This window comes from Nocardioides sp. Root682 (genome assembly GCF_001427795.1).
GTDB lineage: Bacteria > Actinomycetota > Actinomycetes > Propionibacteriales > Nocardioidaceae > Nocardioides.
On the sequence record NZ_LMHJ01000001.1, the window covers coordinates 258,842 to 282,736 of the forward strand.

A 23,895-nucleotide genomic window follows, 5' to 3' on the forward strand; every position below is an offset into this window, starting at 1 on the left:
GAACGCGATGATTCTAGGGGGTCACTTGTCCGTGGGGTCGGTGCCCTCGTCCAGTGACTTCCACAGATCGATGTTCGTCTGTTCCTCGGGGTCACCTGTGACCGGCACGTGATCGGTTCCTGGCGCGTCGTAGCGCGAGCCCATCTCGGGCCACGAGCCGACAGATCGAACCGCGACCACGGCCGCCACCAGGGCGAGGAGCGCGGAGGCCAGGCACACCCACAGCCACGGACTCCGCTCGAGCGGCACGGTCGCACCGCCCAGGCCGAGACGGGTGCCGAGATCGGCCGCGGCGTCGTCGTCCTGGACGAATCCCCCGACGACGACCACGACCAGGATCCCGGCCGCTGCCAGCGCTGCGAGGCCGGCCACGATGCGCCGTACGACGCCACGGGTGACCAGCAGCACGCCCCAGCAGGCGAGGGCGACCAGCGCCAGGGCACCGGCGAGCGGGAACTCGACGAGGCTGTCGTCCTGACCGGTGAAGCCGACCAGGCCCGCGGTCTTGAGGAACTCGTCAGGCACCGTGAGCATCGCCCGGTGTCCTCCCACGGCAGCGAAGCCGCTGCCGGCGAGGCCGAGCAGGACCGTGGGGCCGAACGTGCGGCGAAGGTCGCGCTCAGGCACCGAGCAACCCCTCGTCGAAGCAGGTGCGGGCACCGGTGTGGCAGGCGACGCCCACCTGGTCGACCTTGAGCAGCAGTGTGTCGCCGTCGCAGTCGAGGCGCACCTCGTGCACGTGCTGCGGGTTGCCGGACGTCTCGCCCTTCACCCAGTACTCGTTGCGCGAACGGCTCCAGTACGTCGCGCGCCCGGTCGCGAGCGTGCGGCGCAGCGCCTCGTCGTCCATCCACGCCATCATCAACACCTCACCGGTGTCGTACTGCTGCACGATCGCGGGCACCAGGCCGTCCGCGGTGCGCTTCAGGCGGTCGGCGATGGCCGGGTCCAGTACCGGGTCGGGGGAGGTCACGGTTCCATTATCGGGGTCACCCGCGTTGCCGATGACCGCACCCACGATGCATGGAGCCGGGCGTACGGCGTGCCGGGCTGCGCCGCGAGCTCGGCATGGGTCCCGTGCTGGACGATCCGGCCGCGGTCGACGACCACCACGACGTCGGCCGCCTCGGCAGTCGACAGGCGGTGCGCGATGGTGACCGAGGTCCGTCCACTCAGCAGCCGCTCGAGCGCCCGGCCGATGCGCGTCTCCAGCTCCGGGTCCACCGAGCTGGTCGCCTCGTCGAGGACGAGCAGGTCAGGGTCGGCGAGCTGGGCACGCAGCAGGGCGACGAGCTGCCGCTCCCCCGCCGACAGCGACTCACCACGCTGGCCGACGCGGGTCTCGACGCCGTCGGGCAGGCCCGCGAGCCAGTCGCCCAGGCCGATGGCTTCCGCGGCGTCGACGATGTCGCCGGTGGTCGCACCGAGGCGTCCGTAGCGGACGTTGGCTGCCAGCGTGTCGTCGAAGAGGAAGCCCTCCTGTGGCACCAGCACCACGCTGCTGCGCAGTGCGGTCTCCGCGATCCGGCGCAGGTCGATGCCGTCGAGCAGCACCTGCCCGCGGGTGGGGTCCATCAGCCGGGTCAGCAGCTTGGCGATCGTCGACTTGCCGGAACCGGTCTCCCCCACGACCGCGACCCGTTGGCCCGCGGGCACCACCAGGTCGATGTCGGTCAGCACCTCGGCACCGCCCGGGTACGAGAAGGCGACCTGCTCGAAGCGAACGTCGATCGCGCCCCTCGGCAACGACTGTCCGTCCGGACCGGCATCGACGAGGTCGGCCGGGGTGTCCAGGATGCCGATCACCCGCCGCCAGCCGGCGATGGCGTTCTGGGCGTCCGTCAGGATCTGGGTGCCCATCTGGACCGGGCCCACGAAGAGCGTGACCAGGAACGCGAAGGCCAGCACCTCGCCGGCGGTGATGCCCGCGCCCCACGCGAACCCCTGACCCAGCCAGATACCGACGACGAGCACCGCCGCGTTGGCGAAACCGGCCGAGATGCCGCCCAGGCTGAAGGAGAAGGCCGTGAAGCCCTGCGCCCGCGTGCTGGCGGCCTTGTGGGCCTCGACAGCGACGTCGATCCGCTCCTGGGTGCGTGCCTCGATCGCGTACGACTTCACGACCGTGGCGCCGACCACCGGCTCCGACACCGCCGAGAGCAGCGCACCGACCTGGCGTCGTACCGTCCCGTAGGCGGCGGCCAGCTTGCGCTGGAAGAACCGCAGGCTCAAGAAGAGCGGCGCAAAGCAGATCCACACGACCAGCGCGAGCTGCCAGCTGTAGACGATCATGACGACGGTGGCGATCAGCATCTGGCCGATGCTCACCACGAACAGAAGTCCGCCGAACACCAGGAACTGACTGACCTGGTCGACGTCACTGGTGACGCGGGAGACCAGTGAGCCGCGGCGCTCGGTGTTCTGGGTGAGCAGCGGCAGGTCGTGGACGTGGCGGAACGCCTTGACCCGCAGCGTGGCCAGGCCGCGCTCGGCCGTGGAGAAGAGCCGGGCCGTCATCGCGTACGACGCCCAGCTGGTCACCACGATCGCCAGGCCTGCGGCGAGCGCGAGCCAGGTGGTGAACGTCGGGTCGGGACCGCCGGGTCCCCGCAGCCCCTTGTCGATGGTCTGCTGGACCGCGATCGGCACGATCACCTGACCGACCGAGGCGAGGACGGCGAGAGTGAGCGTCCAGCCGATGCCCTGCTTGAGCTCCGGCGAGTGGTGGATGCCGCGGCGGATCGTCGCCCAGGCGCCGATCTCCTCGCCACTGCTGAGGTGGGTCTGCTCGGGTGCGCGCTCGGTGGTGCTCATCCCACGACCTCCGCCGACTCGGTCTCGTAGGCATTGACCAGGCGGGCATAGTCGGCGTTGCGGGCGACGAGCTCGTCGTGCGTGCCGCGGTCGACAATCGCACCGTCGGCCAGGAACAGAACGTCGTCGGCGAGCCCGATCGTCGCCTTGCGGTAGGCGACCACGACCAGGGTCGTGTCGTCCCCACCGAGGCCGGCGAGGATGCGGGCCTCGACCTCCGGGTCGACCGCGGAGGTCGCGTCGTCGAGCACCATCAGGCGCGGCCGACGCACCAGGGCCCGGGCCAGCGCGAGTCGCTGGCGCTGTCCGCCGGAAAGAGTCGTCCCGCGCTCCCCCAGCCGCGCGTCCAGCCCGTCGGGCAGGGCCGCGACGAACCCGTCCGCCTGAGCGGTGCGCAGCGCCTCCCAGACCGCGTCGTCGGTCACGTCGAGGCCCAGCGTCACGTTGCCGCGGACCGTGTCGTCGAAGAGGAACGCCTGCTGCGGCACGACCGCGAGCAACCTGGCGAGACCGCCCGGTTCGAACTCGCGCACGTCGATGCCGTCGACGCGGATCGCGCCGGCGTCGACATCGACGAGGCGGGCGAACAGCGTGGTGAGGGTGCTCTTGCCGGACGCGGTGGCTCCGACGAGGGCCACCGTCCTGCCGGGCTCGACCTCGAAGGTGAGGTCGCGCAGCAGCGGCCGGTCGGCGGTGTAGCCGAAGGCGGCGTGCTCGACCTCGAGTCGGGCGCCTCCCGTGGCGAGCGGGGCCGAGCGGACGCCGTACTCCATGGCGCCGGAGGCGTTCAGCACGGCCGCGACGCGGCGGTAGCCGACCACGCTGCGCGGGAAGTCACCCAGGAGCCAGCCGATCGAGCGGATCGGGAAGGAGACCACGGTGAGCAGATAGGCGATGGTGATCACGTCGCCCGCACCGGTCGATCCGCCGATGACGCGGTGCACCCCGATGACCAGCACGAAGAGCACCGCAAGGTTCGGCAACGCGGCAAGCGTGGGGTCGAAGGCGGCGCGGATCCGGCCGACCCGGATGTTGGCTTCGCGGAGCTCGTGGGCCTTGGCCCGGAAGCGCTCGGTCTCCTCGGGTTCGCGGCCGAGCGTCTTGACGACGAGGGCGCCATCGAAGGACTCGTGGGCGATCTCGGACAGCTCGGCGCGCAGCTGCTGGGCACGGGTCGCCCAGCCCTGGGCGAGTCGCTGGTAGACGATGTTGGTGCCGATGACGAGCGGGAACACCAGCAGTCCGATGACGGCCAGCACGAGATCAGTGAGCAGCATCTGGGCGACGGCGATCACCATCATCGCGACGGTTCCGACAGCCATCGGCAACGGTGCGATCGGGCCCCACGCGGCCTCGACGTCCGAGTTGGCATTGGAGAGCAGCTCCCCCGTGGGGTGCTTCTGGTGCCACGCGAGCGGGAGGCGGAGGTACTGCCGGGTGACGGCGCGGCGGCTGTGCGCCTGCATGCGGTACTGCATGATGCCGGCGCCGAGACGACGCGCCACGATGCCGACCGCCCGCAGGATCGCCACCCCGACGAAGAGTCCGAGCACGGCCCAGAGCAGACCGGCGCCGATCTCGCCGTCGCGGAAAGCCGGCAGCACCACGTGGTCGGTCGACCAGCCGAGCACCCAGGCATCGGCGACGGTCAGCGCACCGAACAGCAGGCTCCCGACGGTCGAGAGGGCGAAGATCCAGGGTTCGCGCTTGATGGCGACCCACAGGACGCCGAAGCCGGCTGACGTCGTACCCGCACCGCTGCTCGCCGTCGCCACGCGCTCCTGCTCCCCGCCTCGTCCCGCGCCTCGCAGACTGCGAGGCGCAACCAGTCACAACCCCTGGTGGGTCGGAGACTATTCCGCGCCGGGGACAAGGGACGCGGGCGGCTGCTGGTCGGTAGCGTCTGGCAGGTGGACGTTGACGAGATGCAGCGGTACTGCCTGGCCAAGCCCGGGGCCTGGCCGGACAACCCGTGGGACCACGAGTTCCCGGTGATCAAGGTCGGCGAGGGCGAGCCGGCAAAGATCTTCGCCTTCCTCGGGCGCGACTCCGTCGGCGTCAAGGCCGGTGCAACCCGCGACGTCGCCGACGAGTGGCTCCAGCGCTACCCCGGCGACGCATCCGTGATGGCCTACATCGGCCGCTCGGGCTGGAACAACCTGGTGCTCGCGGGCGCGATCCCCGACGACGAGCTGCTCGAAGCCGTCGATGAGTCCTACCTGATGGTCGTGTCGAAGCTGCCGAAGTCGCGCCGGCCGGACGGCTGGGACGCCTGACGGATCAGGCCGCCGCGCGAGCTGCCTCTGTCAACACCAGGAGCCGGTCATGAGCGGGACTCGCGGCCTGCTGCGCCCAGGCCGCCCAGACGTCGTACTCCCCCGGCCGCACCAACTGACGACGGGCGTCCGCGAGAGCGCGAGGGAAGAGGGCGGCCGCGGCGACGTACGCCTGCTCGGTCGGATCGATCTCACCGTCGCGTGCCCGGTGCAGGACTCGGTACGCCGCCCGGCTCCCCTCGTCCCTGCCGGACCGTAGCTGGCCCATGACCCGTCCCAGGTCGGCGGTCGCGGTGCCGAACCGGATCAGGTCCAGCTCCTGCACGTCGGTGCAGAGCTCGTAGTCCTCGCGGAGGAAGCACCTCGACGGCGTGCCTGCCTCAAGGGCGTCGGCCAGCGGATCGCGCCAGTTGTCGGCTGCGGCAACGGCGTGGGCGACTTCCGCGGGAACGCCCAGCGGTGGGACGTCGAACATCGGCGTCTCAGCGAGACCGCTCGGCACCAGCCGGCCGAGCACCCAGCCGTCCGCCGAACAGGAGCGCGCACCGAGGTCGAGGACCTCCGTCCAGTCGTCCTGGCCAGCGTCGCGGACCTGCAATCGCGCACCCGGGAGACTGCGACCCATTTCGTAGCCCGACATCCGGGCGCCTGCCCACGAACGCGCGAGGTCGGCATGCTCGGCGAGGCGTCCCGTGACGTGTTCATCGATGAACTCGACGAGACCGCCCGCGTCATGGACCACGATCTGCTGGTAGAGCCAGGACTCGCCCATGACAGTCCCGGCAACCTTGATGGGGTCACCGCCGTCGTCGTAGCAAGCGTCCAGCAGGTCACCGTGCGCGGTCTTGACCACATCGGTCAGGACGCTTCGCATCACTGCGCCGGCGGCACCGTCCTGACACCGCATCGTGAGGTAGGCAATCCACCGCGCCCACACCCATTCGGGCAACTCTTCTCCTGCTGCGGTGAGCCGATCGAGCATGGTCCGGTGGCGTCCGCGGCTGAACATGGGCACCGCGCGATGCCACTCCAGGGCGGCAGTCAGGTCACCAGCACGCTCGGCATCGATCTGCTTGCTGAGGCATGCGTGGAGGTCCGGGGTCATCTGGTCAGCAATACGAGGATGGCGCCGAAAGCCGGCGCGTGAAGGGTTCCGAGACATGGCCTCATCGAACGGCGACGACCATGTTCTGCTCAAGGGGGTCAGACTGATCTGTGGAGAACCTCGGTGCCCGTCCACAGGCTGCCTCGATGAGGTGGCGGAGCGCATTCGGATCGGGATAGCGTCACTGCGCGCCTGGTCCGGGCGCGTTCCATCTCGGGAGGACCCTTTGCGCAAGCCTCGTACCGCTGCCTCGCTGGCGCTCTTCGCCACGCTCACGCTGTCCGCGTGCGACGGAGGCAACGACCCGGCCGATCCGATGTCCACCTGGACGCCGTCGGGGACGGTCGAGACGCCGAGCACGACCGCGCCCACCGTTGATCCCCTGACCGTGGCGCCCGAGGGTGAGACGGCACGGCAGTTCATTCGGCGGTGGGTGACGCTCGGCAACCGGATGCAGGAGACCGGCGAGACGAAAGCATTCCTTGCGCTGGCTGGGCCTGATTGCAAGTCGTGTCGTGACTACGCAGCACAGATCGACGAGATCTACGCGAACTCCGGCTCCATCACGAGCGCGGGATCGAAGGTCATCGCGGCGAAGCACGATGGTGGCGACCAGTGGACGGTGACACTTGAGGGAGCGCCGACCAAGTACGTCGAATCGAAAGGTGCCGAAGAAGAGACCCTTCCCGGTGGGCGCTACGAACTTGTCCTGTACATCGTCGAAGTCGACGGTGCTTGGATCGTCGGGGAGTACGAGGACAAAAGGTGATCCGCCGCGTCGCATCCATTCGTGGGCTGATCCTCGCCGCCTCGAGCATCGTCCTTGCGAATCCAAGCCCCGCGAGCGCTGCGTGCCAGAGCTCGGCGACCTTCCTCGAGATCACTGCGACTTGTTCCAACGCTGGAAGCGCTGCGCTGCCTACCGCAACTGGGGCGCAGGGACCGACAGTCACCCTCTACCCGATGTGCGCGGTCAAGGTCGGCCCTGTGTGTGGGCGCAACCTGGCGTGCACGACCGCTGCCGGAAAGCCCGGCATCTTCTACAGCGTCACGGTCAACGGCGAGCCGTCCGGTCGTCGTTGCATCGGAGAAGCGGAGGCGAACGGTGCTGGAGTCATCACCCCCGGCCAAGTCCTCGAGGCGATGCGCCGACTCGACTGGCCTGCGTCCCCGCTGGTGATCCAGCCTCCCGACGGGCTGACCCTGGTCAACTTCGACACGAACTTCTACACGACGGGGACCGATCCCGTGACGCGCGTCGTCACCCTGCTCGGCCAGCGCGTCACGATCGAAGCGACGCCCAGCGAGTACCGCTGGGGCTTCGGCGACGGCGAGGCGCTCGCAACTACCGAGCCCGGGGCGGCGTACCCGGCCCTCACGATCACCCACAACTACCTCCGGACGGGCACCTACTCGGCCAGCCTCGACACGACCTACTCCGGCCGCTACCGCGTCGGGACCGGCGCGTGGCAGGACGTCCCGGGCACGGTCACGATCGAGGGTGCTCCGGAGAGCCTGCGCGCCATCGAAGCGCAGCCGAAGCTCGTCGGCTACTAGGCCGCCAGACCGAGGCGGCCGGTCCTGCACGACCGACACACCGTTCGAAGCGATGGTCGACCGGGACACGCTCGACGCCCGGGTGAACGCGCGAACGGCGTGTCGCTCATGCACCTCGACCAGCATCTTGCTGGTCCGAACGTCCGAAACCGCCCTATCTGCGCCGCATTCTCCCTTCTCAGGTCGAGGATCAACAACCAGCGAGGCGTCCGCCTGTGGACAACCAGACCTTGTCCACAGGCGCCCTTCTCCTCGGTTGCGAGCAGGTGATCCAGGCTCAACGCTCTTCCTCACCAGCCACCAGAGGAAGGGCCTCCATGAAAACCATCGGAACCCGTTTCGGGATCCTCTGCATCGCTCTCAGCATCTCGCTGAGCGCGTGCGCCGGTTCCGACACAGCAGCACCCGATCGCCGTACTCCCCCGGCCGACCAACCAGTGCACGACAGTCCTGCTGCGCCCGGATCGCCGACCACCCCGCTCGGCGACCTCGCGGGACGAGGCAGCAATGGCTTCTAGTCGCCGACGACACCTCGTCACCTGCGTGGCACTCGCCCTCCTCCTGACCGCTTGCAGCAACACGGACGCGAACGACAGGAACGAGCATCAGCAGGTCGCCGCGGCGGCGCCCCTGTGGACGGACATCAGCATCGATGACGCCGCGAATCCGGACGAGCCGGTCTGGGACGTCCGCGCCGTCCTGAGCTCGCACGACGGGCTACCCGCCCTGCTCGCAGGATCAGTTGCGAATCCGGGCGAGCCGAACCGGGCCGTGATCTGGGACCGCTCGTCGCTGAAGAAGGGCACTCCTCTGCCATTGGACGTCGATGCCGCCGAGTCGTGGGTCGGCAACCTCAGCGTGGTCGGCGAGGACACCTTCGCCGTCGGCTGGACGTGGGAGCGCGGCCAACAGACCTCGTTCGTGCAACGCTCGAGGGATCGCCGATCATGGGAGCCGATTGCGGTTCCCGAAGAGCTGGTCGACCAGGACGTCTACCTCCACACGGTCGTCGACAACGGCGCCGGCGCACCCGTCGCGATCGGCAGTTCGCTGGAGCAGATCGTGGCGGTCGACCTGACGACCGGCGACATCCGCGTGCTCCCCTCAGGCGAGCACCTGACGTCGTACGACGTCGGCGGGGCGGCCACCCTCGGCAGCTCAGTGGTCGTGCTGGTCACAGCCCGTAACGAGAGCGCCGGCGACGTCGTGGTTCCCTACGTCTCGAACGACGGCGGCAGCACCTGGGCCGCAGCAGGGAAGCTCCCCGGGGTCGAGAATTCCGTCTCGGGCGTGGTTGTCACTGCATCCGGCCTCGTCGCGACGGGCGCTCACCTGGTTGGTGACGCGCGCCGCGCTGCTGCCTGGGCGTCGGCCGACGGCCGCACGTGGGTACGGGAGAAGGTGCCCCACCAGCCCACTGCCGGTTGGTCCACGGACCTCGGTGCGCCGGTCGTCGACGACTCGGGTGTCTACGCCGCTGTCGCCGACAGCAACCGTCTCGAGACGGCCATCGTCCGGCGGACCGTTCGCGGCGAGTGGGAGTCGTTCGGTCCACCTGCCGACCAGTGGCGCTACCCCGGGACGTCCGCCGTCCTTGCCCGTGACGGCGACAGCCTCCTCGTCGCTCGCTCGGAGGACGGGCGGCTCCAGGTGGGCCGACAGACACGCACGGCACGCGGGTGGCGGTTCCGCGTGTCGAGGACGACTACGTCGGTGGCCCCCGTCTCGTGGTGGACGTCGATGCGGGTGGACGGAGAAACCGTCCAGGCGGTCGGTGGCCGGACCGTGATGGAGGTGACCGGGACCGACAACGACTGGTACCGATCACACAAGCTGGCCGCGTACTCGGTCATCGACGGCACCCTCCGGGGCGCGACGCTGACGCCACGCGCCGCCACCGGACTCGCCGACCTGTCCGCCGCCACTGCTCCCGACGGAACCCAGGTCGTGGTCGGGGAACGACGCGTGTACAGCTTCGACGGCCCGCGACTCGAACTGGTGGGTTGGCGCAAGCGGCCCGGCGCCACATGGGAGCCGGTCAATGGCCTCGCCGCACCGCGAGTCTCGTACCTGAACTCAGTGGCGTACGTGGGCGGCCGCTGGGTGATCGCGGGGCGTGACGCGGCGAACACCTGGCTGGGTCACGCCTACGGCGCCTTGTGGACGTCCCGGGACGGTCGTACATGGAAGCGCGAGCGCGGGCCGTTCGACGTCGACCAACGCAGTGACTCGTGGATCAAACACGTCTGCAGCCTCCCGGACGGGGATCTGCTTGCAGTCGGCGGCGTCCAGGACGCGAAGACCTCCAGTCGCCCCGTCGCCTTCCGGCTCGACGGGAAGAAGTGGACGAGGTTGTCGCTGACCGGGCTCGGTCCGGACGCCGTGGCGCTGGAGTCGTGCGCGACGACCGGCGATGTCACCCTCGTCAAGGGGTGGGAGCTCACCCAGCAGTTCTGGAGCACCTCCGACGGCACCACCTTCACCCGGCACGACATCGGCGTCGCAGGTGACAACGTTGGTGAGGTCGTGTCGGTGCCGGGCGGGTTCGCCGCGGCGGGGATGGCGCACGACAGGAGCCGGTCCCAGCCGGTCGTCTGGCTGTCCGCGAACGGCACCCGCTGGACGCAGGTACCGATCCCGGCGTCGCGATCGATGTCTCCTGGCGAGGTCGCCCTCTGGGGAGACCGGCTGGTCGTCACGATGGCGAGCGCCAGCGGACCGGGGGTGTACGTCCTCGAGAACCTGGCCGAGCTCCTCAGCACACCAATTGCCTAGACCTTGCCGAGGTGCTCCACGAGCCGCACGCTCATGTGGAAGGTCGCGGTCGCGCCCTGGATGACCACGAGGAACCCGTTGGGGCCGTCGCGGAAGACGTCGCGGCCCTGCGGGGACCACGGGTCGGGCGGGTCGTACTCGAAAGCTGTGCGGCGTGCGGTGGCCAGGGCGTCAGCATGGTTGACGAACTCCGTGCTGCCGATCTGCACGATCGTCGGCGGCTTGGCCTGTCCCTTGTTGGAGTACTCGATGGCGACTCGCCAGGGTCCCGGCTCGGCACCCGCTGCAGGACCCGCGACAGGTTCATACGTCTCGTACGTCATGGCTGGTCCCTGCCCGTTCAGCGGACCGGTACACCCGCCTCGGCGAGCGCACCCTTGACGTCGGCGATGCGCAGCGTGCCGAAGTGGAAGACGGTGGCGGCGAGCACGGCGTCGGCGCCGGCCTCGACCGCAGGAGCGAAGTGTTCGACGGCCCCGGCGCCGCCGGATGCGATGACCGGGATGGACACCTCGGCCCTGACCCTGCGGATCAGGTCGAGGTCGAAGCCGTCGGTGGTGCCGTCGGCGTCCATGGCGTTGAGCAGGATCTCGCCTGCGCCCAGCTCGGCTGCCCGGACGGCCCACTCGATGGCATCCAGTCCAGCCGACTTGCGGCCGCCGTGGGTGGTCACCTCGAAGCCCGAGTCGGTACGGCTGTCGGCGCCGGCGAGGACCCGGCGGGCATCCACCGAGAGCACCAGCACCTGGTTCCCGAAGCGCTGCGCGATCTCCTCGATCAGCTGCGGTCGCTGGATGGCGGCGGTGTTGACCGCGATCTTGTCGGCACCGGCACGCAGCAGCCGATCGACGTCCTCGACCGAGGACACTCCCCCACCGACGGTGAGGGGGATGAAGACCTGCTCAGCGGTCGCCGAGACGATCTCCATCGTCGTGGCGCGGCCCTCGTGGGACGCCGAGATGTCGAGGAAGGTCAGCTCGTCGGCGCCCTCCGCGTCGTACAACCGGGCGAGCTCGACGGGGTCGCCCGCGTCGCGCAGCTCCTGGAAGTTGACGCCCTTGACCACTCGCCCCGCGTCCACGTCCAGACACGGGATCACGCGAACGGCCAGGGTCATACCAGGCCACCCCGGGTCAGCGCGAGCGCGTCCTCGAGGGTGAACTGACCGGTGTAGAGCGCGGTACCGGCAATGGCACCCTCGACCCCGATCGGCACCAGCTGCATCAAGGCGGCGATGTCCTCGAGCGTGGTGACGCCACCCGAGGCGACGACCGGCTTGTCGGTCGCCGCGCACACGTCCTTGAGCAGCTGCAGGTTGGGGCCCTGCAACATGCCGTCCTTGTTGACGTCGGTGACGACGTAGCGGGCACAGCCCTCGGAGTCGAGTCGGGCGAGCGTCTCGTAGAGGTCGCCACCCTCCTGCGTCCACCCGCGGGCGGCCAGCGTCGTACCGCGGACGTCGAGGCCGATGGCCACCCGGTCGCCGTACGTCGCGATGGCGCGTGCGCACCACTCCGGCTGCTCCAGCGCAGCCGTGCCGATGTTGACGCGCCGGCATCCGGTGGCCATCGCGGCCTCCAGGGACTCGTCGTCGCGGATGCCACCGCTCATCTCGACCTTGATGTCGAGCTTGCCGACGATCGCGGCCTGCAGCTCGCGGTTGTTGCCGTGGCCGAAGGCGGCGTCGAGGTCGACGAGGTGAATCCACTCGGCACCGGCTTCCTGCCAGCGCAGCGCGGCCTGGACCGGGTCACCGAAGGCCTTCTCCGATCCGTCGATGCCCTGCACCAGCTGAACGGCCTGGCCGCCCTTGATGTCGACGGCGGGAAGCATTTCCAGGTACCTGCTCACAGCGATGTCACCCAGTTCCTCAGTAGTTGTGCCCCCGCGTCCCCCGACTTCTCCGGGTGGAACTGCGTGGCGCAGAGCGGTCCGTTCTCGACGGCCGCAACGAATCGATCTCCACCGTGCTCAGCCCAGGTCACCCGAGGCTGGTGGCTGTCGGGCGTGCGGTCGTTGGTCTCCAGCGTCCACTTCCGCACCCCGTAGGAGTGCACGAAGTAGAAGCGCTCGTCCTCGATTCCCGCGAACAGCCGGGTTCCGTCGGCGACGTCGACGGTGTTCCAGCCCATGTGCGGGACGATCGGCGCCTGCAGTCGCTCGACGACGCCGGGCCACTCACCGCAGCCCTCCGTCTCGACGCCGTGCTCGATGCCGCGGGCGAAGAGGATCTGCATGCCCACACAGATCCCCAGCACCGGCCGGCCACCCGACAGCCGCTGGCCGATGATCCGCTCGCCCCGGATGGCCCGGAGCCCGCGCATGCACGCCTCGTACGCACCGACTCCGGGCACCAACAAGCCGTCGGCCGCGAGCGCAGCGTCCACGTCCGCGGTCAGCGTCACGTCCGCGCCGGCACGCTCGATCGCACGCACGGCGGAACGCAGGTTCCCGGACCCGTAATCGAGGACGACGACCGACGGTTTGCCCAGGGTCACAGAGCGCCCTTGGTGGACGGAATGCCCGTCTCCCGCGGGTCGATCGCGACGGCGTCGCGGAACGCCCGCGCGAACGCCTTGAACTGTGTCTCCACGATGTGGTGCGGCTCACGGCCGGCCAGGACCCGCACGTGCAGCGCGAAGTGGCCGTGGAACGCGATCGACTCGAAGACGTGCTGCGTCAGCGATCCGAGGTACGACACCCCGGAGCCGCCGAGGGCGACGTACTGCTGACCCTCGGGCTCGCCGGTGTGCACGCAGTACGGACGACCCGAGACGTCGACCACCGCGTGCACCAGCGCCTCGTCCAGCGGGACCGTGGCGTCGCCGAAGCGGCGGATGCCGGCCTTGTCGCCGAGCGCCTGGCGCAGGGCCTGGCCGAGCGCGATCGCGGTGTCCTCGACCGTGTGGTGGGCGTCGATGTGGACGTCGCCCTCCGTCTGCACGGTCAGGTCGACCAACGCGTGCCGGGCGAACGCGGTGAGCATGTGGTCGTAGAAGCCGACCCCTGTGGAGATGTCGTGGCGACCGCTGCCGTCGAGATCGACCTCGACGACGACCTTCGACTCGCTCGTTGCCCGCTCCACACGTGCGCTGCGGCTCATGCTCGTTCTCCGTTCACATCGATGAGGGCGTTGCGGAAGGCTGCCATCTCGTCCGGGGTACCGACCGAGACCCGGAGCCAGCCGTCCGGTCCGGTCTCCCGGATGAGGACGCCTCTGTCCAACAGACCCTGCCAGACAGCATGACGGTCGGCGAATCGTCCGAACAACACGAAATTCGCATCCGAGTCGGCGACGTCGTACCCCTCGGCACGCAGCCAGGTCACCAGCGCGTCACGTTCGACCCGCAGCTCGTCGACCTTGCCGAGCAGCTCCGGTGCGTGGCGCAGCGCGGCCAGCGCGACCGCCTGGGTGACGGCTGAGAGGTGGTACGGCAGGCGCACCACCCGGATCGCGTCGCAGATGGCCGAGTCAGCAGCGAGGTATCCCAGGCGCAGTCCGGCTCCGGCGAACGCCTTGCTCATCGTCCGCGTCACCACCAGGTTGCGGTACGACGGCAGCAGCTCGAGCGCGCTCGGCACCCCGGTGCGGCGGAACTCGCCGTAGGCCTCGTCAACGACGACGATCCCCTCGTCCCCCGCGGCCTCGCACAACGTGCGGATCGCCTCGTGCGGCAGTGCCGTCCCGGTCGGGTTGTTCGGGCTCGGCAACAGGATGACGCTCGGCTGCTCGGTCTTGACCAGGTCCCGCGCCGTGTCGAGGTCGAGCGAGAAGTCCTCGGCCCGGCGCCCGGCGATCCAGCGGGTGTTGGTGTCGCGGGCGTACTCCGGATACATCGAGTACGTCGGCGCGAAGCTGACCGCGGTGCGTCCCGGTCCGCCGAAGGCCTGCAGCAGCTGCAGCATGACCTCGTTGGAGCCGTTGGCTGCCCACACCATGTCCGGCGTGATGCCGGCGGGCGCGTCCCTGGACAGGTAGTCGGCCAGCGCGCCACGGAGCGCGACGAACTCGCGGTCCGGGTAGCGGTTCAACGTGACCGCAGCCTCGGCCACCGACGTCGCGATGTCGGCGATGCAGAGAGCCGAAGGCCCGTAGGGGTTCTCGTTGACGTTGAGCTGGACCGGCACGTCCAGCTGCGGGGCGCCGTACGGCTCGATACCGCGCAGCTCCTCGCGCAGGGGCGGCCAGCTCATCGGCGCACCGTGACGGCGGCACCGTGGCCCGGCAGGTCCTCGGCCTCGGCGAGCGTCACGACGTGGTCGGCCACCTCGGCCAGACCCTCGCGGGAGTACTCGATGACGTGCACCGACTTGGTGAAGGCGCGCACCGACAGGCCCGAGGAGTGGCAGGCACACCCTGCGGTCGGGAGGACGTGGTTGGAACCGGCGCAGTAGTCGCCCAGGCTGACGGGCGCGTACGGTCCGACGAAGATCGCGCCGGCGTTGCGCACCCGGGCGGCCCACTCGGCAGCGTCCTCGGTGTGGATCTCGAGGTGCTCGGCGGCATAGGCGTTGACCACGTCGAGCCCCTGCTCGAGGTCGCGCACCAGCACGATGCCCGACTGCTGGCCGCGCAGCGAGGTGGTGATCCGGTCGGTGTGCTTGGTCGCAGCCACCTGGACCTCGAGCTCGGCCTCGACCTCGGCGGCGAGCCGCTCGGAGGTCGTCACCAGTACCGAGGCGGCCAACGGGTCGTGCTCGGCCTGGCTGATCAGGTCGGCCGCGACGTAGGCAGCATCGCCCGTGTCGTCGGCGAGGATCGCGATCTCGGTGGGCCCGGCCTCGGAGTCGATGCCGATCTTGCCCTTGAGGATGCGCTTGGCGGTGACGACGTAGATGTTGCCCGGCCCGGTGACCAGGTCGACTCCGCGGCAGGGACCGACGCCGTAGGCGAACATCGCGATCGCCTGGGCGCCACCGACGGCGTACACCTCCTCGACCCCGAGCAACGCGCACGCGGCGAGGATCGTCGGGTGCACGGATCCGCCGAACTCACGCTGCGGCGGGCTCGAGAGCGCGATGGACTGCACGCCCGCGACCTGGGCAGGAACGACGTTCATCAGGACGCTCGACACCAGCGGCGCCAGGCCACCGGGGACGTAGAGGCCGACGCGGCCGACCGGCACCTTGCGGTGCGTGACGCGCGCGCCCGGGCCGAGGTCGGTGACCGCGTCCTTCTCGAGCTCGTTGGCACAGGTCGCCCGGAGCCGACGGATCGACTCCTCCAGACCCGCGCGAATGTCCGGGTCGAGCTGCTCCAACGCGGTCTTCAGCGCCTCGGGCGCGACACGGATGTCCTCGACGACGACGCCGTCGAACTTCTCGCCGAACTCGCGGATCGCGTCGAGCCCGCGAGTGCGGACCTCCTCACAGATCGCATGCACCGCCGGTACCGCGGCTTCGATGTCGAAGTCGGCACGGGGCACAGCTGCGCGGTAGTCGACGTTGTCGGCGACGCCACGCAGGTCGATGCGACGGATCATGGGTCGATTCTACGGGCGTAGGCGCTGCGGACCCGTGTCGGCGACGCCAGCCGGACGCTCGCCGGACTAGTGTCGGCACCGTGGCCGACGAGCTCCCGATGTTCCCGCTCAACGCGGTGCTCTATCCGGGAGTCAGCATGCCCCTGCACATCTTCGAGGATCGCTACCGCGCCCTCGTGCACCATCTGCTGAGGATCGAGGATCCCGCCGAACGCGTCTTCGGCACCGTCGCGATCCGCGAGGGCTACGAAGTCGGGGACCACGGCGCCCAGTCCCTGTTCCGGGTGGGTGTACGCGTGCAGCTGACCGAGGTCGAGGCGCACGCCGACGGAACCTTCGACATCGTGGCGGTCGGACGCGACCGGATCCAGCTCAACCGGTTGCGCACCACCGATGCGTTCCCGCTGGGCGAGGTGAGCACACTGCCCGAGGTCGCCTCCGAGGTGCCGGGGGACGTCGTGATGCACGCCCGGGCGGTCTTTGCGGCCTACCGGCACGTGCTCCAGGACATCGCGACCGACCCGCTCGAGGGCGACCTGCCCCGGGACCCGGTCTTCCTCTCCTGGACCCTCGCCGCCTGCACCCCGCTCCCCCTGGCCGAACGCCAGCAGCTGCTCGAGGCGACCGATGCCGCCGAGCGACTCGTGCTGGTGACGGACCTGCTCCGCTCGGAGCTGCGGGTGATGAACGTGATCAGGTCGCTGCCGGCGACGGAGGTCGCGCGGACTCGCTGGTCTCCGAACTGACCGCCACCCGCGCCTGCGAGGGCGTGAGGATGCTGACCATCACGACGAAGTAGCCCAGCAGCGCACCCACCGGCCAGATCAGGTACGGCGTCCAGCCCGCCACGTGCAGGTGCCCGGGCAGGGAGTCGCCGACCTTGTGGCTGGCGACCAGGGTCGCCGGGTCAGGCGGGCTGAAGCTCGTGCCGAACAACACCATCAGCGCTGCGCCGAGGGCTGCTCCGAGGGCGACCGCCACGAGTCCGGCCACGGCGATCCGGCGGCAGAGCACGGCGGCGAGGACGCCGAGGAGGACAGCCAGGACGAGTCCGACGACCACGTACGTCGCCGTACCGCTGAAGTCTCGCGTGATGCCCGGGTCGAACGGGTCGGGGTACCACTTGGCACCGACCCGGGTGTCGTAGATCTTGCCGTCGGGCGCCGGGCCCCACCAGGTCCACCACAGCCAGCCTCCGAGCAGGCCGAGGGCGGCACCGAGGACGACCGGGATCGCCAGGATCGGCCGGAGCAGCGCACTCAACTCAGGCACCCCGGTCCGAGGAGCTGCTTGAGGTCCGCGAAGAGGGACGGGCTGGGAGTCACCCTGAGATTGTCCCCCAGGCGCATGAGCTTGGTGGAGTCGCGGCTCAACAACTGCAGCCGCACCTCGGTCAGACCCGGGTACGTCGACAGGACGTCACGCAGCGACTGGACCACCGGACCGGTGCATCGTGTCGACGGCAGGCTGATCACGACAGGCCCGTCACTGCCGCGCTCGAGGTCGGGAAGGGTGACCTCCTGACCGCGCAGCTGCGCGGTGTCGCGCTCCTTGTCGAGCTGTCCACGAACCCGGATGATCGCGTCGTCGGTGAGGTACGGAGCCGCCAGTCGGTAGGAGCTGGGGAAGAGCAGGACGTCGATCGCGCCCTCGAGGTCCTCGAGGGTGACCGTCGCCCACGGGTCGCCGTTCTTGGTGATCTTGCGCTGCACCGAGGTGACCAGACCCGCCACCGTGACGGTCGAGTTGTGCGGCCGGTCCTCGTCGGTGAGCAGCTGGCCGATCGTGCAGTCGGTGCCGTTGGAGAGCACGTGCTCGAGACCCAGCAGCGGATGGTCGGAGACGTAGAGGCCGAGCATGTCCCGCTCATGGCCGAGCAGCGTCATCTTGTCCCACTCGTCGAGGTCGGGGATCGCGACGGAGACGCCGAAGCCGCCGTCCTCGTCGTCGTCCCCCAGACCGGCGAAGAGTGAGTCCTGGCCGATCGCCTCGTTGCGCTTGATGTCGACGTACTGGTCGACGGCCGTCTCGTGGATCGCGACCAGCGCCCGGCGCTTGTGCTTCATGTCGTCGAAGGAGCCTGCCCTGATCAGCGAGTCGATGACCCGCTTGTTGCAGACCTGGGCCGGGACCTTGGACAGGAAGTCGTTGAAGTCGGCGAAGCGCCCCTTCTCCTCGCGGGCTGCCACGACGCCGTCGACGACGTGCTCACCGACGTTGCGGATCGCGCCCATCCCGAACCGGATGTCGGTGCCGACCGAGGTGAAGTTCGAGACCGACTCGTTGACGTCGGGCGGGAGCACCTGGATCTTCATCCGGCGGCACTCGTTGAGGTAGATGGCCGACTTGTCCTTGTCGACGCGGGTGCTCGTGAGCAGCGCTGCCATGTACTCGGCCGGATAGTTGGCCTTGAGGTAGGCGGTCCAGTAGGAGATGACGCCGTACGCCGCCGAGTGGGCCTTGTTGAAGGCGTAGTCGGAGAACGGCAGCAGGATCTCCCACAGCGTCGAGATCGCCTTCTGGGAGTAGCCGTTGCCGAGCATGCCCGCCTGGAACCCGGCGTACTGCTTGTCGAGCTCTTCCTTCTTCTTCTTGCCCATGGCGCGGCGCAGGTTGTCGGCCTGTCCCAGGCTGAAGCCGGCCAGGACCTGGGCGATCTCCATCACCTGCTCCTGGTAGACGATCAGGCCGTAGGTCTCCCCCAGCACCGTCTCCAGCGGGGCCTCGAGCTCCGGGTGGATCGGGTCGATCGGCTCGCGGCCGTTCTTGCGGCGGGCGTACTTGTTGTGGGAGTCCGCACCCATCGGGCCGGGGCGGTAGAGCGCACCCACGGCCGAGATGTCGGCGAACTTGTCGGGCCGCATGGATCGCAGGAGGGCCCGCATCGGGCCACCGTCGAGCTGGAACACACCGAGGGTGTCACCGCGCGAGAGCAGGTCGTAGGTGGCCTGGTCGTCGAACGGGAGGTCCTCCAGGACGACGTCCTCGCCGCGGTTGCGCTTGATGTTGATCAGGGCGTCGTCGAGGACGGTGAGGTTGCGCAGGCCGAGGAAGTCCATCTTGACCAGCCCGAGTGACTCGCACATCGGGTAGTCGAACTGCGTGATGATCGCGCCGTCCTGCTCGCGCTTCATGATCGGCACGATGTCGATCAGCGGCTGGCTCGACATGATCACGCCAGCGGCGTGCACGCCGGTCTGACGGATCTGGCCCTCGAGTCCCAGGCCCGTCTGGTAGATCGTGCGGACCTCGGCATCGGACTCGTAGAGCGAGCGGAACTCGCCGCCGTCCGAGTAACGCTTGTGGTCGCCGTTGAAGATCTCCTTCAGCGGCACGCCCTTGCCCATGATGTCGGGTGGCAGCGCCTTGGTGATCTTGTCGGAGATGGCGAAGCCGTGGTCCAGGACCCGCGCCGCGTCCTTGACCGCCTGCTTGGCCTTGATCCGGCCGAAGGTCGCGATGTAGGCGACGCGGTCGCTGCCGTACTTCTGCGAGACGTACTGGATGACCTCGACGCGCCGACGCTCGTCGAAGTCGATGTCGAAGTCGGGCATCGAGGGACGCTCGGGGTTGAGGAACCGCTCGAAGATGAGGCCGTGCTCGAGGGGGCACAGGTCGGTGATCCGCAGGGCGTACGCCGCGATCGACCCGGCGCCGGAGCCACGCCCGGGCCCGACCCGGATCCCGTTGTCCTTGGACCACTGGATGAAGTCGGCAACCACCAGGTAGTAGCCGCAGTAGCCCTTCGACGCGACGACACCCAGCTCCATCTCGACCCGGTCGCGCACCGCCTGGGTCAGCTTGTCGCCGGGGTAGCGCGCCTCGATGCCGCGCCACACCTCCTTGGCGAACCAGGACTCCTCGGTCTCGCCGGCCGGGATGTCCGCGGCTGCCATGTAGCCACCGGTGGACTCGGTGAACTCCACGTTGCAGCGCTCGGCGACCAGCAACGTGTTGTCACAGGCCTCGGGCATGCCGAAGCGGTCCGACCACAGCTCGCGCATCTCGGCAGCCGACTTGATGTAGTAGCCACCGCCGTCGAACTTCAGCCGGTTCGGGTCCGCGAGACGCTTGCCCGAGGAGACGCAGATGAGGGCGTCGTGGGCCTCGGCGTCCTCTGGATTGTTGTAGTGCGAGTCGTTGGTGGCGATCGCCGGGATGTTGAGCTGCTTGCCCAGCCGGAGCAGGTCGTCACGGACCCGCTTCTCGATGTCGATCCCGTGGTCCATCAGCTCGAGGAAGAAGCTGTCCTTGCCGAAGATGTCCTGGAACTCCGACGCGGAGCGGACCGCTTCGTCGTACTGCCCCAGCCGCAGGCGGGTCTGGATCTCGCCCGACGGGCAGCCCGTGGTGGCGATCAGGCCCTTGCCGTACTCGTTGAGGAGCTCGCGGTCGGCGCGGGGCTTGTAGTAGAAGCCCTCGAGGCTGGAGCGCGACGACAACCGGAACAGGTTGTGCATGCCCTCGGTCGTCTCGGCCCACATCGTCATGTGGGTGTAGGCGCCACCGCCGGCGACGTCGTTGCCGCCCTCCTCGCCTCCCTCGCCACCGTTGCCCTTGCCCCAGCGGACCCGGCGCCGCTCGGTGCGGTGGGTCTGCGGCGTGAGGTAGGCCTCGATGCCGATGATCGGCTTGACGCCGTACTTCTTGGCCTTGTTGTAGAAGTCGTAGGCCCCGTGCAGGTTGCCGTGATCGGTCATCGCGATCGACGTCATGCCGAGGTCGTTGACGCGCGTGAAGAGGCCGTCCAGGAGCGAGGCTCCATCCAGCATGGAGTACTCGGTGTGGACGTGCAGGTGGACGAAGTCCGATCCCCCGGAACCGACTGCCATCGGGTGTACTGACTCCTCGCGGTGTCGCTAGCGAACGGGTGGTCGGGGAAGAGGATCAGACTACGCGACCCGACAACGCGATGATGACAGGCACCACCGACACGATCCGGACCCGGTCAGCCGGTCCACTCCATCCGGACGTCCGGAGCGCGTTCCTCGTTGGCCGAGCCGTCGGTGTGCTCGCGCTCGACCAGTCCCTGCGCGCTGTAGAAGGCCCGGGCGGGCAGGTTGGAGGTGAACACCCACAGCCCGAAACCGTTCGGGTGCCGGGCCTTCACCAGGTCCAGCAGCGCCAGGCCGATGCCTTCGCGGGCGTGGTCCGGGGCGACGTACAGGTCATCGAGCCAGGTGCGCGTGAACCGGGCGTAGCCGACCACCTGGTCGCCCATCTCGGCCACCCAGATCTCGTCCACTCCGAACCGGGACGCCAACCAGGTCCGTACGTCGGCGTCGGAGTGCACCGGCGCCGGCATGGGAGCTGCCGCGCGTGCGGCCAGGTGCACGTCAGCGATCGCTCGAGCGTCGTCCGGCACGGCCGGACGCAGCTGCAGGTCGAACATGCCTCAGTCGCTGTCCCGGATGACCTCGAGCGCGTGCGCGAGGTCATCGGGGTACGTCGACTCGAAGGTGACGTACTCGCCACCGTCCGGGTGCTCGAAACCGAGCTTGACGGCGTGCAGCCACTGCCGGGTCAGCTTGAGCCGCTTCGCCAACGTCGGATCGGCACCGTAGGTGAGGTCCCCGACGCAGGGGTGCTTGAGCGCGGCCATGTGCACCCGGATCTGGTGGGTGCGACCGGTCTCGAGATGCACCTCGAGCAGGCTCGCGAACCGATGCGCCTCGAGCGTCTCGTAGTGGGTGACGCTCGCGCGCCCGCCCTCGAGGACCGCGAACTTGTAGTCCGCGCCCGGGTGCCGGCCGATCGGTGCGTCCACGGTGCCCGAGAGCGGGTCCGCGTGACCCTGCACGAGGGCGTGGTACGTCTTGTCCACCGTCCGGTGCCGGAAGGCGTTCTTGAGGATCGAGTAGGCATGCTCGGACTTCGCGATCACCATCACGCCGGAGGTGCCGACGTCGAGGCGCTGGACGATGCCCTCGCGCTCCTTGGCACCGGACGTCGAGATCCGGAAGCCGGCGCCGGCGAGGTGGCCGACGACCGTCGGGCCACGCCAGCCGGGCGAGGGGTGCACGGCGACGCCCACAGGCTTGTCGATCACCACGATGGCGTCGTCGTCGTGAATGATCTTGATGCCCTCGACGATCTCGGGCACGACCTCCACCAGGTTCACCTCGGCCGGGATCGACACGTCGAGGACCGACCCGGCCAGGACCCGCTCGCTCTTCCCGCTGACTCCGGCGCCGTCGAGACGGACGTGGTCCTGGGAGATCAGCTCGGCCGCACGGGTCCGGGACAGTCCGAACAGCTGGGACATGGCCACGTCGATCCGCTCGCCCTCGAGCGAATCGGGGACGGGCAGGCTGCGGTGGTCGAGGTTGGTCATGCGTTCTCCTGGCGGGTGCCGTCGATGGCGATGCCACGGAGCACCTGGATCAGGATCAGGCCGACCCCGAGGTTGATGCAGATGTCGGCCACGTTGAAGACCGGCCAATTCGGCAGCATCAGGAAGTCGACGACATGCCCGCGGAAGGGGCCGGGCTCACGGAGGAGCCGGTCGAGCAGGTTGCCGACAATGCCTGCGAGCAGCAGCCCCAGACCCACGGCCCAGACCCGGTCATCGACCCGTCGGCTGAGCCACAGCACGACGAGCGTCGCCGTACAGGCCAGCACGGCCAGGGCGACGGTGAAGCGGGTGCCCAGGCTGAAGGCTGCACCCGGGTTGTACGTCAGGTGCAGCTGCAGCAGGTCGCCGACGACCTGCTTGTCGGGCTCGCCCGCCAGGTGCCGCACGGCAAGGACCTTGGTGATCTGGTCGGTGAGGACCAGGACCACGGCCACCGAGAGGAAGAGGGCCCAGGTGCGGGGGGCGACGACACGTGACGGCCGGACCGGCTGTGACCCGTCGTCGCGGTCGTCTACCGGCGTTCCTCGCGCTGCTTGCATGTCATGCACAGTGTGGCACGCGGAAACGCCATGAGCCGCATCTTCCCGATGGGGTTGCCGCACGACTCGCACACCCCGTAGGTGCCGTCGTCGATGCGTCCCAGGGCCCGGTCGATCTGCGCCAGCTTCTCCCGCTCGTGGTTCAGGACGGTCAGCTCGTGGTCGCGCTCGAAGCTGGTCGCGCCGAGGTCGGCCTGGTCCTGTCCGGCGCCGTCACCGGAGTCGCGCAACAACCCGGTCAGGTCGGCTTCCTGGGCCTCGAGGATCTCGGTGCTGTGGGCGTGCTGCTCGTGGAGCTCTGCCAGCACCTCGGCCAGCTCGGCCTTGGACCAGGCCTCCTCGTGCTCGAGGACCACCAGTGCGGACGGGGCGGACTTCTTCGCCGCCGCCTTCTTCGCGGGGGCTGCCTTCTTCGCCGGAACTGCCTTCGTCACGGGTGCCGCCTTCTTCACGGGTGCGGGAGCTGCTTTCTTGGCCGGTGCGGCCTTCTTCGCGGGCGCCGGGGCCGCCTTCTTGGCCGGTGCGGCCTTCTTCGCGGGCGCCGGGGCCGCCTTCTTCGCCGGAGCGGCCTTCTTCGCGGGCGCCGGAGCCGCCTTCTTCGCCGGAGCGGCCTTCTTCGCGGGCGCCGGAGCCGCCTTCTTCGCCGGAGCGGCCTTCTTCGCAGGCGCCGGAGCCGCCTTCTTGGCCGGTGCGGCCTTCTTCGCAGGCGCCGCGGGCTTCGTAGCCGTCTTCTTGGCTGGCGCCGCTGGTGTCGCGACCGCCGATGCGGCCTTCCGCGGTCGGATCATCTTCCGCGCTGCAGATGCGGCCTGACCGGCCAGAGACTTCTTCGTGCTGCGGGCCATCACGGACTCCTTGGAACGGGCACCACGCGACCGGAAGGCTACGGGCGTGATGCGGAGGGTAACGACTTCCGCCAACCTCACCAAGCAGGCGCACCGCACAACGACAAACCGGCCGGCCCGCGTGATGCGGACCGGCCGGTTGATGT

The 23,895-nt window shown here is 69.3% G+C and carries 24 protein-coding genes; 6 read left to right on the forward strand and 18 right to left on the reverse strand.

The genetic code is table 11. The annotated features are described in order from the left end of the window. Nucleotides 1–21: 21 nt before the first annotated feature. From ASD84_RS01240 to ASD84_RS01255, 4 genes are read right to left on the reverse strand one after another with little or no spacing between them, the layout of a single operon-like run. Nucleotides 22–627, reverse strand: a complete 606-nt coding sequence (locus ASD84_RS01240; protein ID WP_056705938.1) for a Trp biosynthesis-associated membrane protein — start codon at nucleotides 625–627, stop codon at nucleotides 22–24. After that, nucleotides 620–973 carry a phosphoribosyl-AMP cyclohydrolase gene (hisI, locus tag ASD84_RS01245; RefSeq protein ID WP_056705942.1) on the reverse strand — a complete coding sequence of 118 codons (354 nt, stop codon included), beginning with the start codon at nucleotides 971–973 and terminating at the stop codon, nucleotides 620–622. Before hisI ends, ASD84_RS01240 begins: the two co-directional genes overlap by 8 nt. Next, nucleotides 970–2,814 (reverse strand): ABC transporter ATP-binding protein, encoded by a 1,845-nt coding sequence (locus tag ASD84_RS01250; RefSeq protein WP_056705945.1) that lies wholly within the window; start codon nucleotides 2,812–2,814, stop codon nucleotides 970–972. Before ASD84_RS01250 ends, hisI begins: the two co-directional genes overlap by 4 nt. Then, nucleotides 2,811–4,589 (reverse strand): ABC transporter ATP-binding protein, encoded by a 1,779-nt coding sequence (locus tag ASD84_RS01255; protein ID WP_056705948.1) that lies wholly within the window; start codon nucleotides 4,587–4,589, stop codon nucleotides 2,811–2,813. Before ASD84_RS01255 ends, ASD84_RS01250 begins: the two co-directional genes overlap by 4 nt. A 135-nt stretch (nucleotides 4,590–4,724) precedes the next feature. Between ASD84_RS01255 and ASD84_RS01260 the strand changes: the two genes are divergently transcribed. Beyond that, nucleotides 4,725–5,090: an MmcQ/YjbR family DNA-binding protein gene (locus ASD84_RS01260; RefSeq protein WP_156391518.1), complete on the forward strand. Its 366-nt coding sequence runs from the start codon at nucleotides 4,725–4,727 to the stop codon at nucleotides 5,088–5,090. Between the two features lie 4 nt (nucleotides 5,091–5,094). Here the strand turns inward: ASD84_RS01260 and ASD84_RS01265 are convergent, their stop codons facing one another. Next, nucleotides 5,095–6,195, reverse strand: coding sequence for a hypothetical protein (locus ASD84_RS01265; RefSeq protein WP_056705951.1), 1,101 nt, complete (start codon nucleotides 6,193–6,195; stop codon nucleotides 5,095–5,097). A gap of 55 nt (nucleotides 6,196–6,250) precedes the next feature. Here ASD84_RS01265 and ASD84_RS01270 point away from each other — a divergent pair, with 55 nt between their 5' ends. The 4 genes from ASD84_RS01270 to ASD84_RS01280 all read left to right on the forward strand — a co-directional run bounded on the left by ASD84_RS01270 (nucleotide 6,251) and on the right by ASD84_RS01280 (nucleotide 10,527). Further along, complete coding sequence (locus ASD84_RS01270; protein ID WP_156391519.1) at nucleotides 6,251–6,964, forward strand: DUF6318 family protein; 714 nt, start codon at nucleotides 6,251–6,253, stop codon at nucleotides 6,962–6,964. A gap of 194 nt (nucleotides 6,965–7,158) precedes the next feature. Then, complete coding sequence (locus tag ASD84_RS01275) at nucleotides 7,159–7,752, forward strand: PKD domain-containing protein (protein WP_056705955.1); 594 nt, start codon at nucleotides 7,159–7,161, stop codon at nucleotides 7,750–7,752. A 317-nt stretch (nucleotides 7,753–8,069) separates the two neighbouring features. Further along, nucleotides 8,070–8,270, forward strand: coding sequence for a hypothetical protein (locus ASD84_RS24945; protein ID WP_156391520.1), 201 nt, complete (start codon nucleotides 8,070–8,072; stop codon nucleotides 8,268–8,270). Between the two features lie 25 nt (nucleotides 8,271–8,295). Continuing rightward, nucleotides 8,296–10,527, forward strand: a complete 2,232-nt coding sequence (locus ASD84_RS01280; RefSeq protein ID WP_056705958.1) for a hypothetical protein — start codon at nucleotides 8,296–8,298, stop codon at nucleotides 10,525–10,527. Here the strand turns inward: ASD84_RS01280 and ASD84_RS01285 are convergent. From ASD84_RS01285 to hisD, 7 genes are read right to left on the reverse strand one after another with little or no spacing between them, the layout of a single operon-like run. Further along, nucleotides 10,524–10,850 (reverse strand): hypothetical protein, encoded by a 327-nt coding sequence (locus tag ASD84_RS01285; RefSeq protein ID WP_056705961.1) that lies wholly within the window; start codon nucleotides 10,848–10,850, stop codon nucleotides 10,524–10,526. The two genes, ASD84_RS01280 and ASD84_RS01285, sit on opposite strands and share 4 nt — an antisense overlap. Nucleotides 10,851–10,867: 17 nt before the next feature. Continuing rightward, nucleotides 10,868–11,644, reverse strand: coding sequence for an imidazole glycerol phosphate synthase subunit HisF (gene hisF, locus ASD84_RS01290; RefSeq protein ID WP_056705965.1), 777 nt, complete (start codon nucleotides 11,642–11,644; stop codon nucleotides 10,868–10,870). Further along, on the reverse strand, nucleotides 11,641–12,378 hold the full coding sequence (gene priA / locus ASD84_RS01295; RefSeq protein WP_056705967.1) for a bifunctional 1-(5-phosphoribosyl)-5-((5-phosphoribosylamino)methylideneamino)imidazole-4-carboxamide isomerase/phosphoribosylanthranilate isomerase PriA: 738 nt from the start codon (nucleotides 12,376–12,378) through the stop codon (nucleotides 11,641–11,643). Before priA ends, hisF begins: the two co-directional genes overlap by 4 nt. Next, the gene (hisH, locus tag ASD84_RS01300) at nucleotides 12,375–13,019 is read right to left on the reverse strand and encodes an imidazole glycerol phosphate synthase subunit HisH (RefSeq protein ID WP_056710501.1); all 645 of its coding nucleotides are present in this window, start codon (nucleotides 13,017–13,019) and stop codon (nucleotides 12,375–12,377) included. The genes priA and hisH overlap by 4 nt, the downstream gene beginning before the upstream one ends. 2 nt (nucleotides 13,020–13,021) lie before the next feature. Continuing rightward, on the reverse strand, nucleotides 13,022–13,630 hold the full coding sequence (gene hisB, locus ASD84_RS01305) for an imidazoleglycerol-phosphate dehydratase HisB (protein WP_056705970.1): 609 nt from the start codon (nucleotides 13,628–13,630) through the stop codon (nucleotides 13,022–13,024). After that, nucleotides 13,627–14,721, reverse strand: coding sequence for a histidinol-phosphate transaminase (locus ASD84_RS01310; protein WP_056705973.1), 1,095 nt, complete (start codon nucleotides 14,719–14,721; stop codon nucleotides 13,627–13,629). Before ASD84_RS01310 ends, hisB begins: the two co-directional genes overlap by 4 nt. Then, entirely contained in the window at nucleotides 14,718–16,010 is a 1,293-nt protein-coding gene (gene hisD / locus ASD84_RS01315; RefSeq protein WP_056705976.1) for a histidinol dehydrogenase, read from the reverse strand. The genes ASD84_RS01310 and hisD overlap by 4 nt, the downstream gene beginning before the upstream one ends. Nucleotides 16,011–16,090: 80 nt before the next feature. Between hisD and ASD84_RS01320 the strand changes: the two genes are divergently transcribed. Beyond that, the gene (locus ASD84_RS01320) at nucleotides 16,091–16,756 is read left to right on the forward strand and encodes an LON peptidase substrate-binding domain-containing protein (RefSeq protein ID WP_056705977.1); all 666 of its coding nucleotides are present in this window, start codon (nucleotides 16,091–16,093) and stop codon (nucleotides 16,754–16,756) included. On the opposite strand, the gene ASD84_RS01325 is transcribed toward ASD84_RS01320, so the two are convergent. The 6 genes from ASD84_RS01325 to ASD84_RS25400 form a co-directional block, all read right to left on the reverse strand. Next, a complete protein-coding gene (locus tag ASD84_RS01325) occupies nucleotides 16,704–17,282 on the reverse strand; it encodes a hypothetical protein (RefSeq protein WP_056705978.1) in 579 nt (192 codons plus the stop codon). The genes ASD84_RS01320 and ASD84_RS01325 overlap by 53 nt on opposite strands. Next, a complete protein-coding gene (dnaE, locus tag ASD84_RS01330; RefSeq protein ID WP_056705979.1) occupies nucleotides 17,270–20,842 on the reverse strand; it encodes a DNA polymerase III subunit alpha in 3,573 nt (1,190 codons plus the stop codon). The genes ASD84_RS01325 and dnaE overlap by 13 nt, the downstream gene beginning before the upstream one ends. A 116-nt stretch (nucleotides 20,843–20,958) precedes the next feature. Beyond that, nucleotides 20,959–21,402, reverse strand: coding sequence for a GNAT family N-acetyltransferase (locus tag ASD84_RS01335; RefSeq protein ID WP_056705981.1), 444 nt, complete (start codon nucleotides 21,400–21,402; stop codon nucleotides 20,959–20,961). Nucleotides 21,403–21,405: 3 nt separating this feature from the next. Beyond that, the gene (locus tag ASD84_RS01340) at nucleotides 21,406–22,344 is read right to left on the reverse strand and encodes an RluA family pseudouridine synthase (protein WP_056705983.1); all 939 of its coding nucleotides are present in this window, start codon (nucleotides 22,342–22,344) and stop codon (nucleotides 21,406–21,408) included. Next, nucleotides 22,341–22,904 (reverse strand): signal peptidase II, encoded by a 564-nt coding sequence (gene lspA / locus ASD84_RS01345; protein WP_056705985.1) that lies wholly within the window; start codon nucleotides 22,902–22,904, stop codon nucleotides 22,341–22,343. The genes ASD84_RS01340 and lspA overlap by 4 nt, the downstream gene beginning before the upstream one ends. Beyond that, nucleotides 22,877–23,749, reverse strand: a complete 873-nt coding sequence (locus ASD84_RS25400) for a TraR/DksA family transcriptional regulator (RefSeq protein WP_082573086.1) — start codon at nucleotides 23,747–23,749, stop codon at nucleotides 22,877–22,879. The genes lspA and ASD84_RS25400 overlap by 28 nt, the downstream gene beginning before the upstream one ends. Nucleotides 23,750–23,895 lie beyond the last annotated feature (146 nt).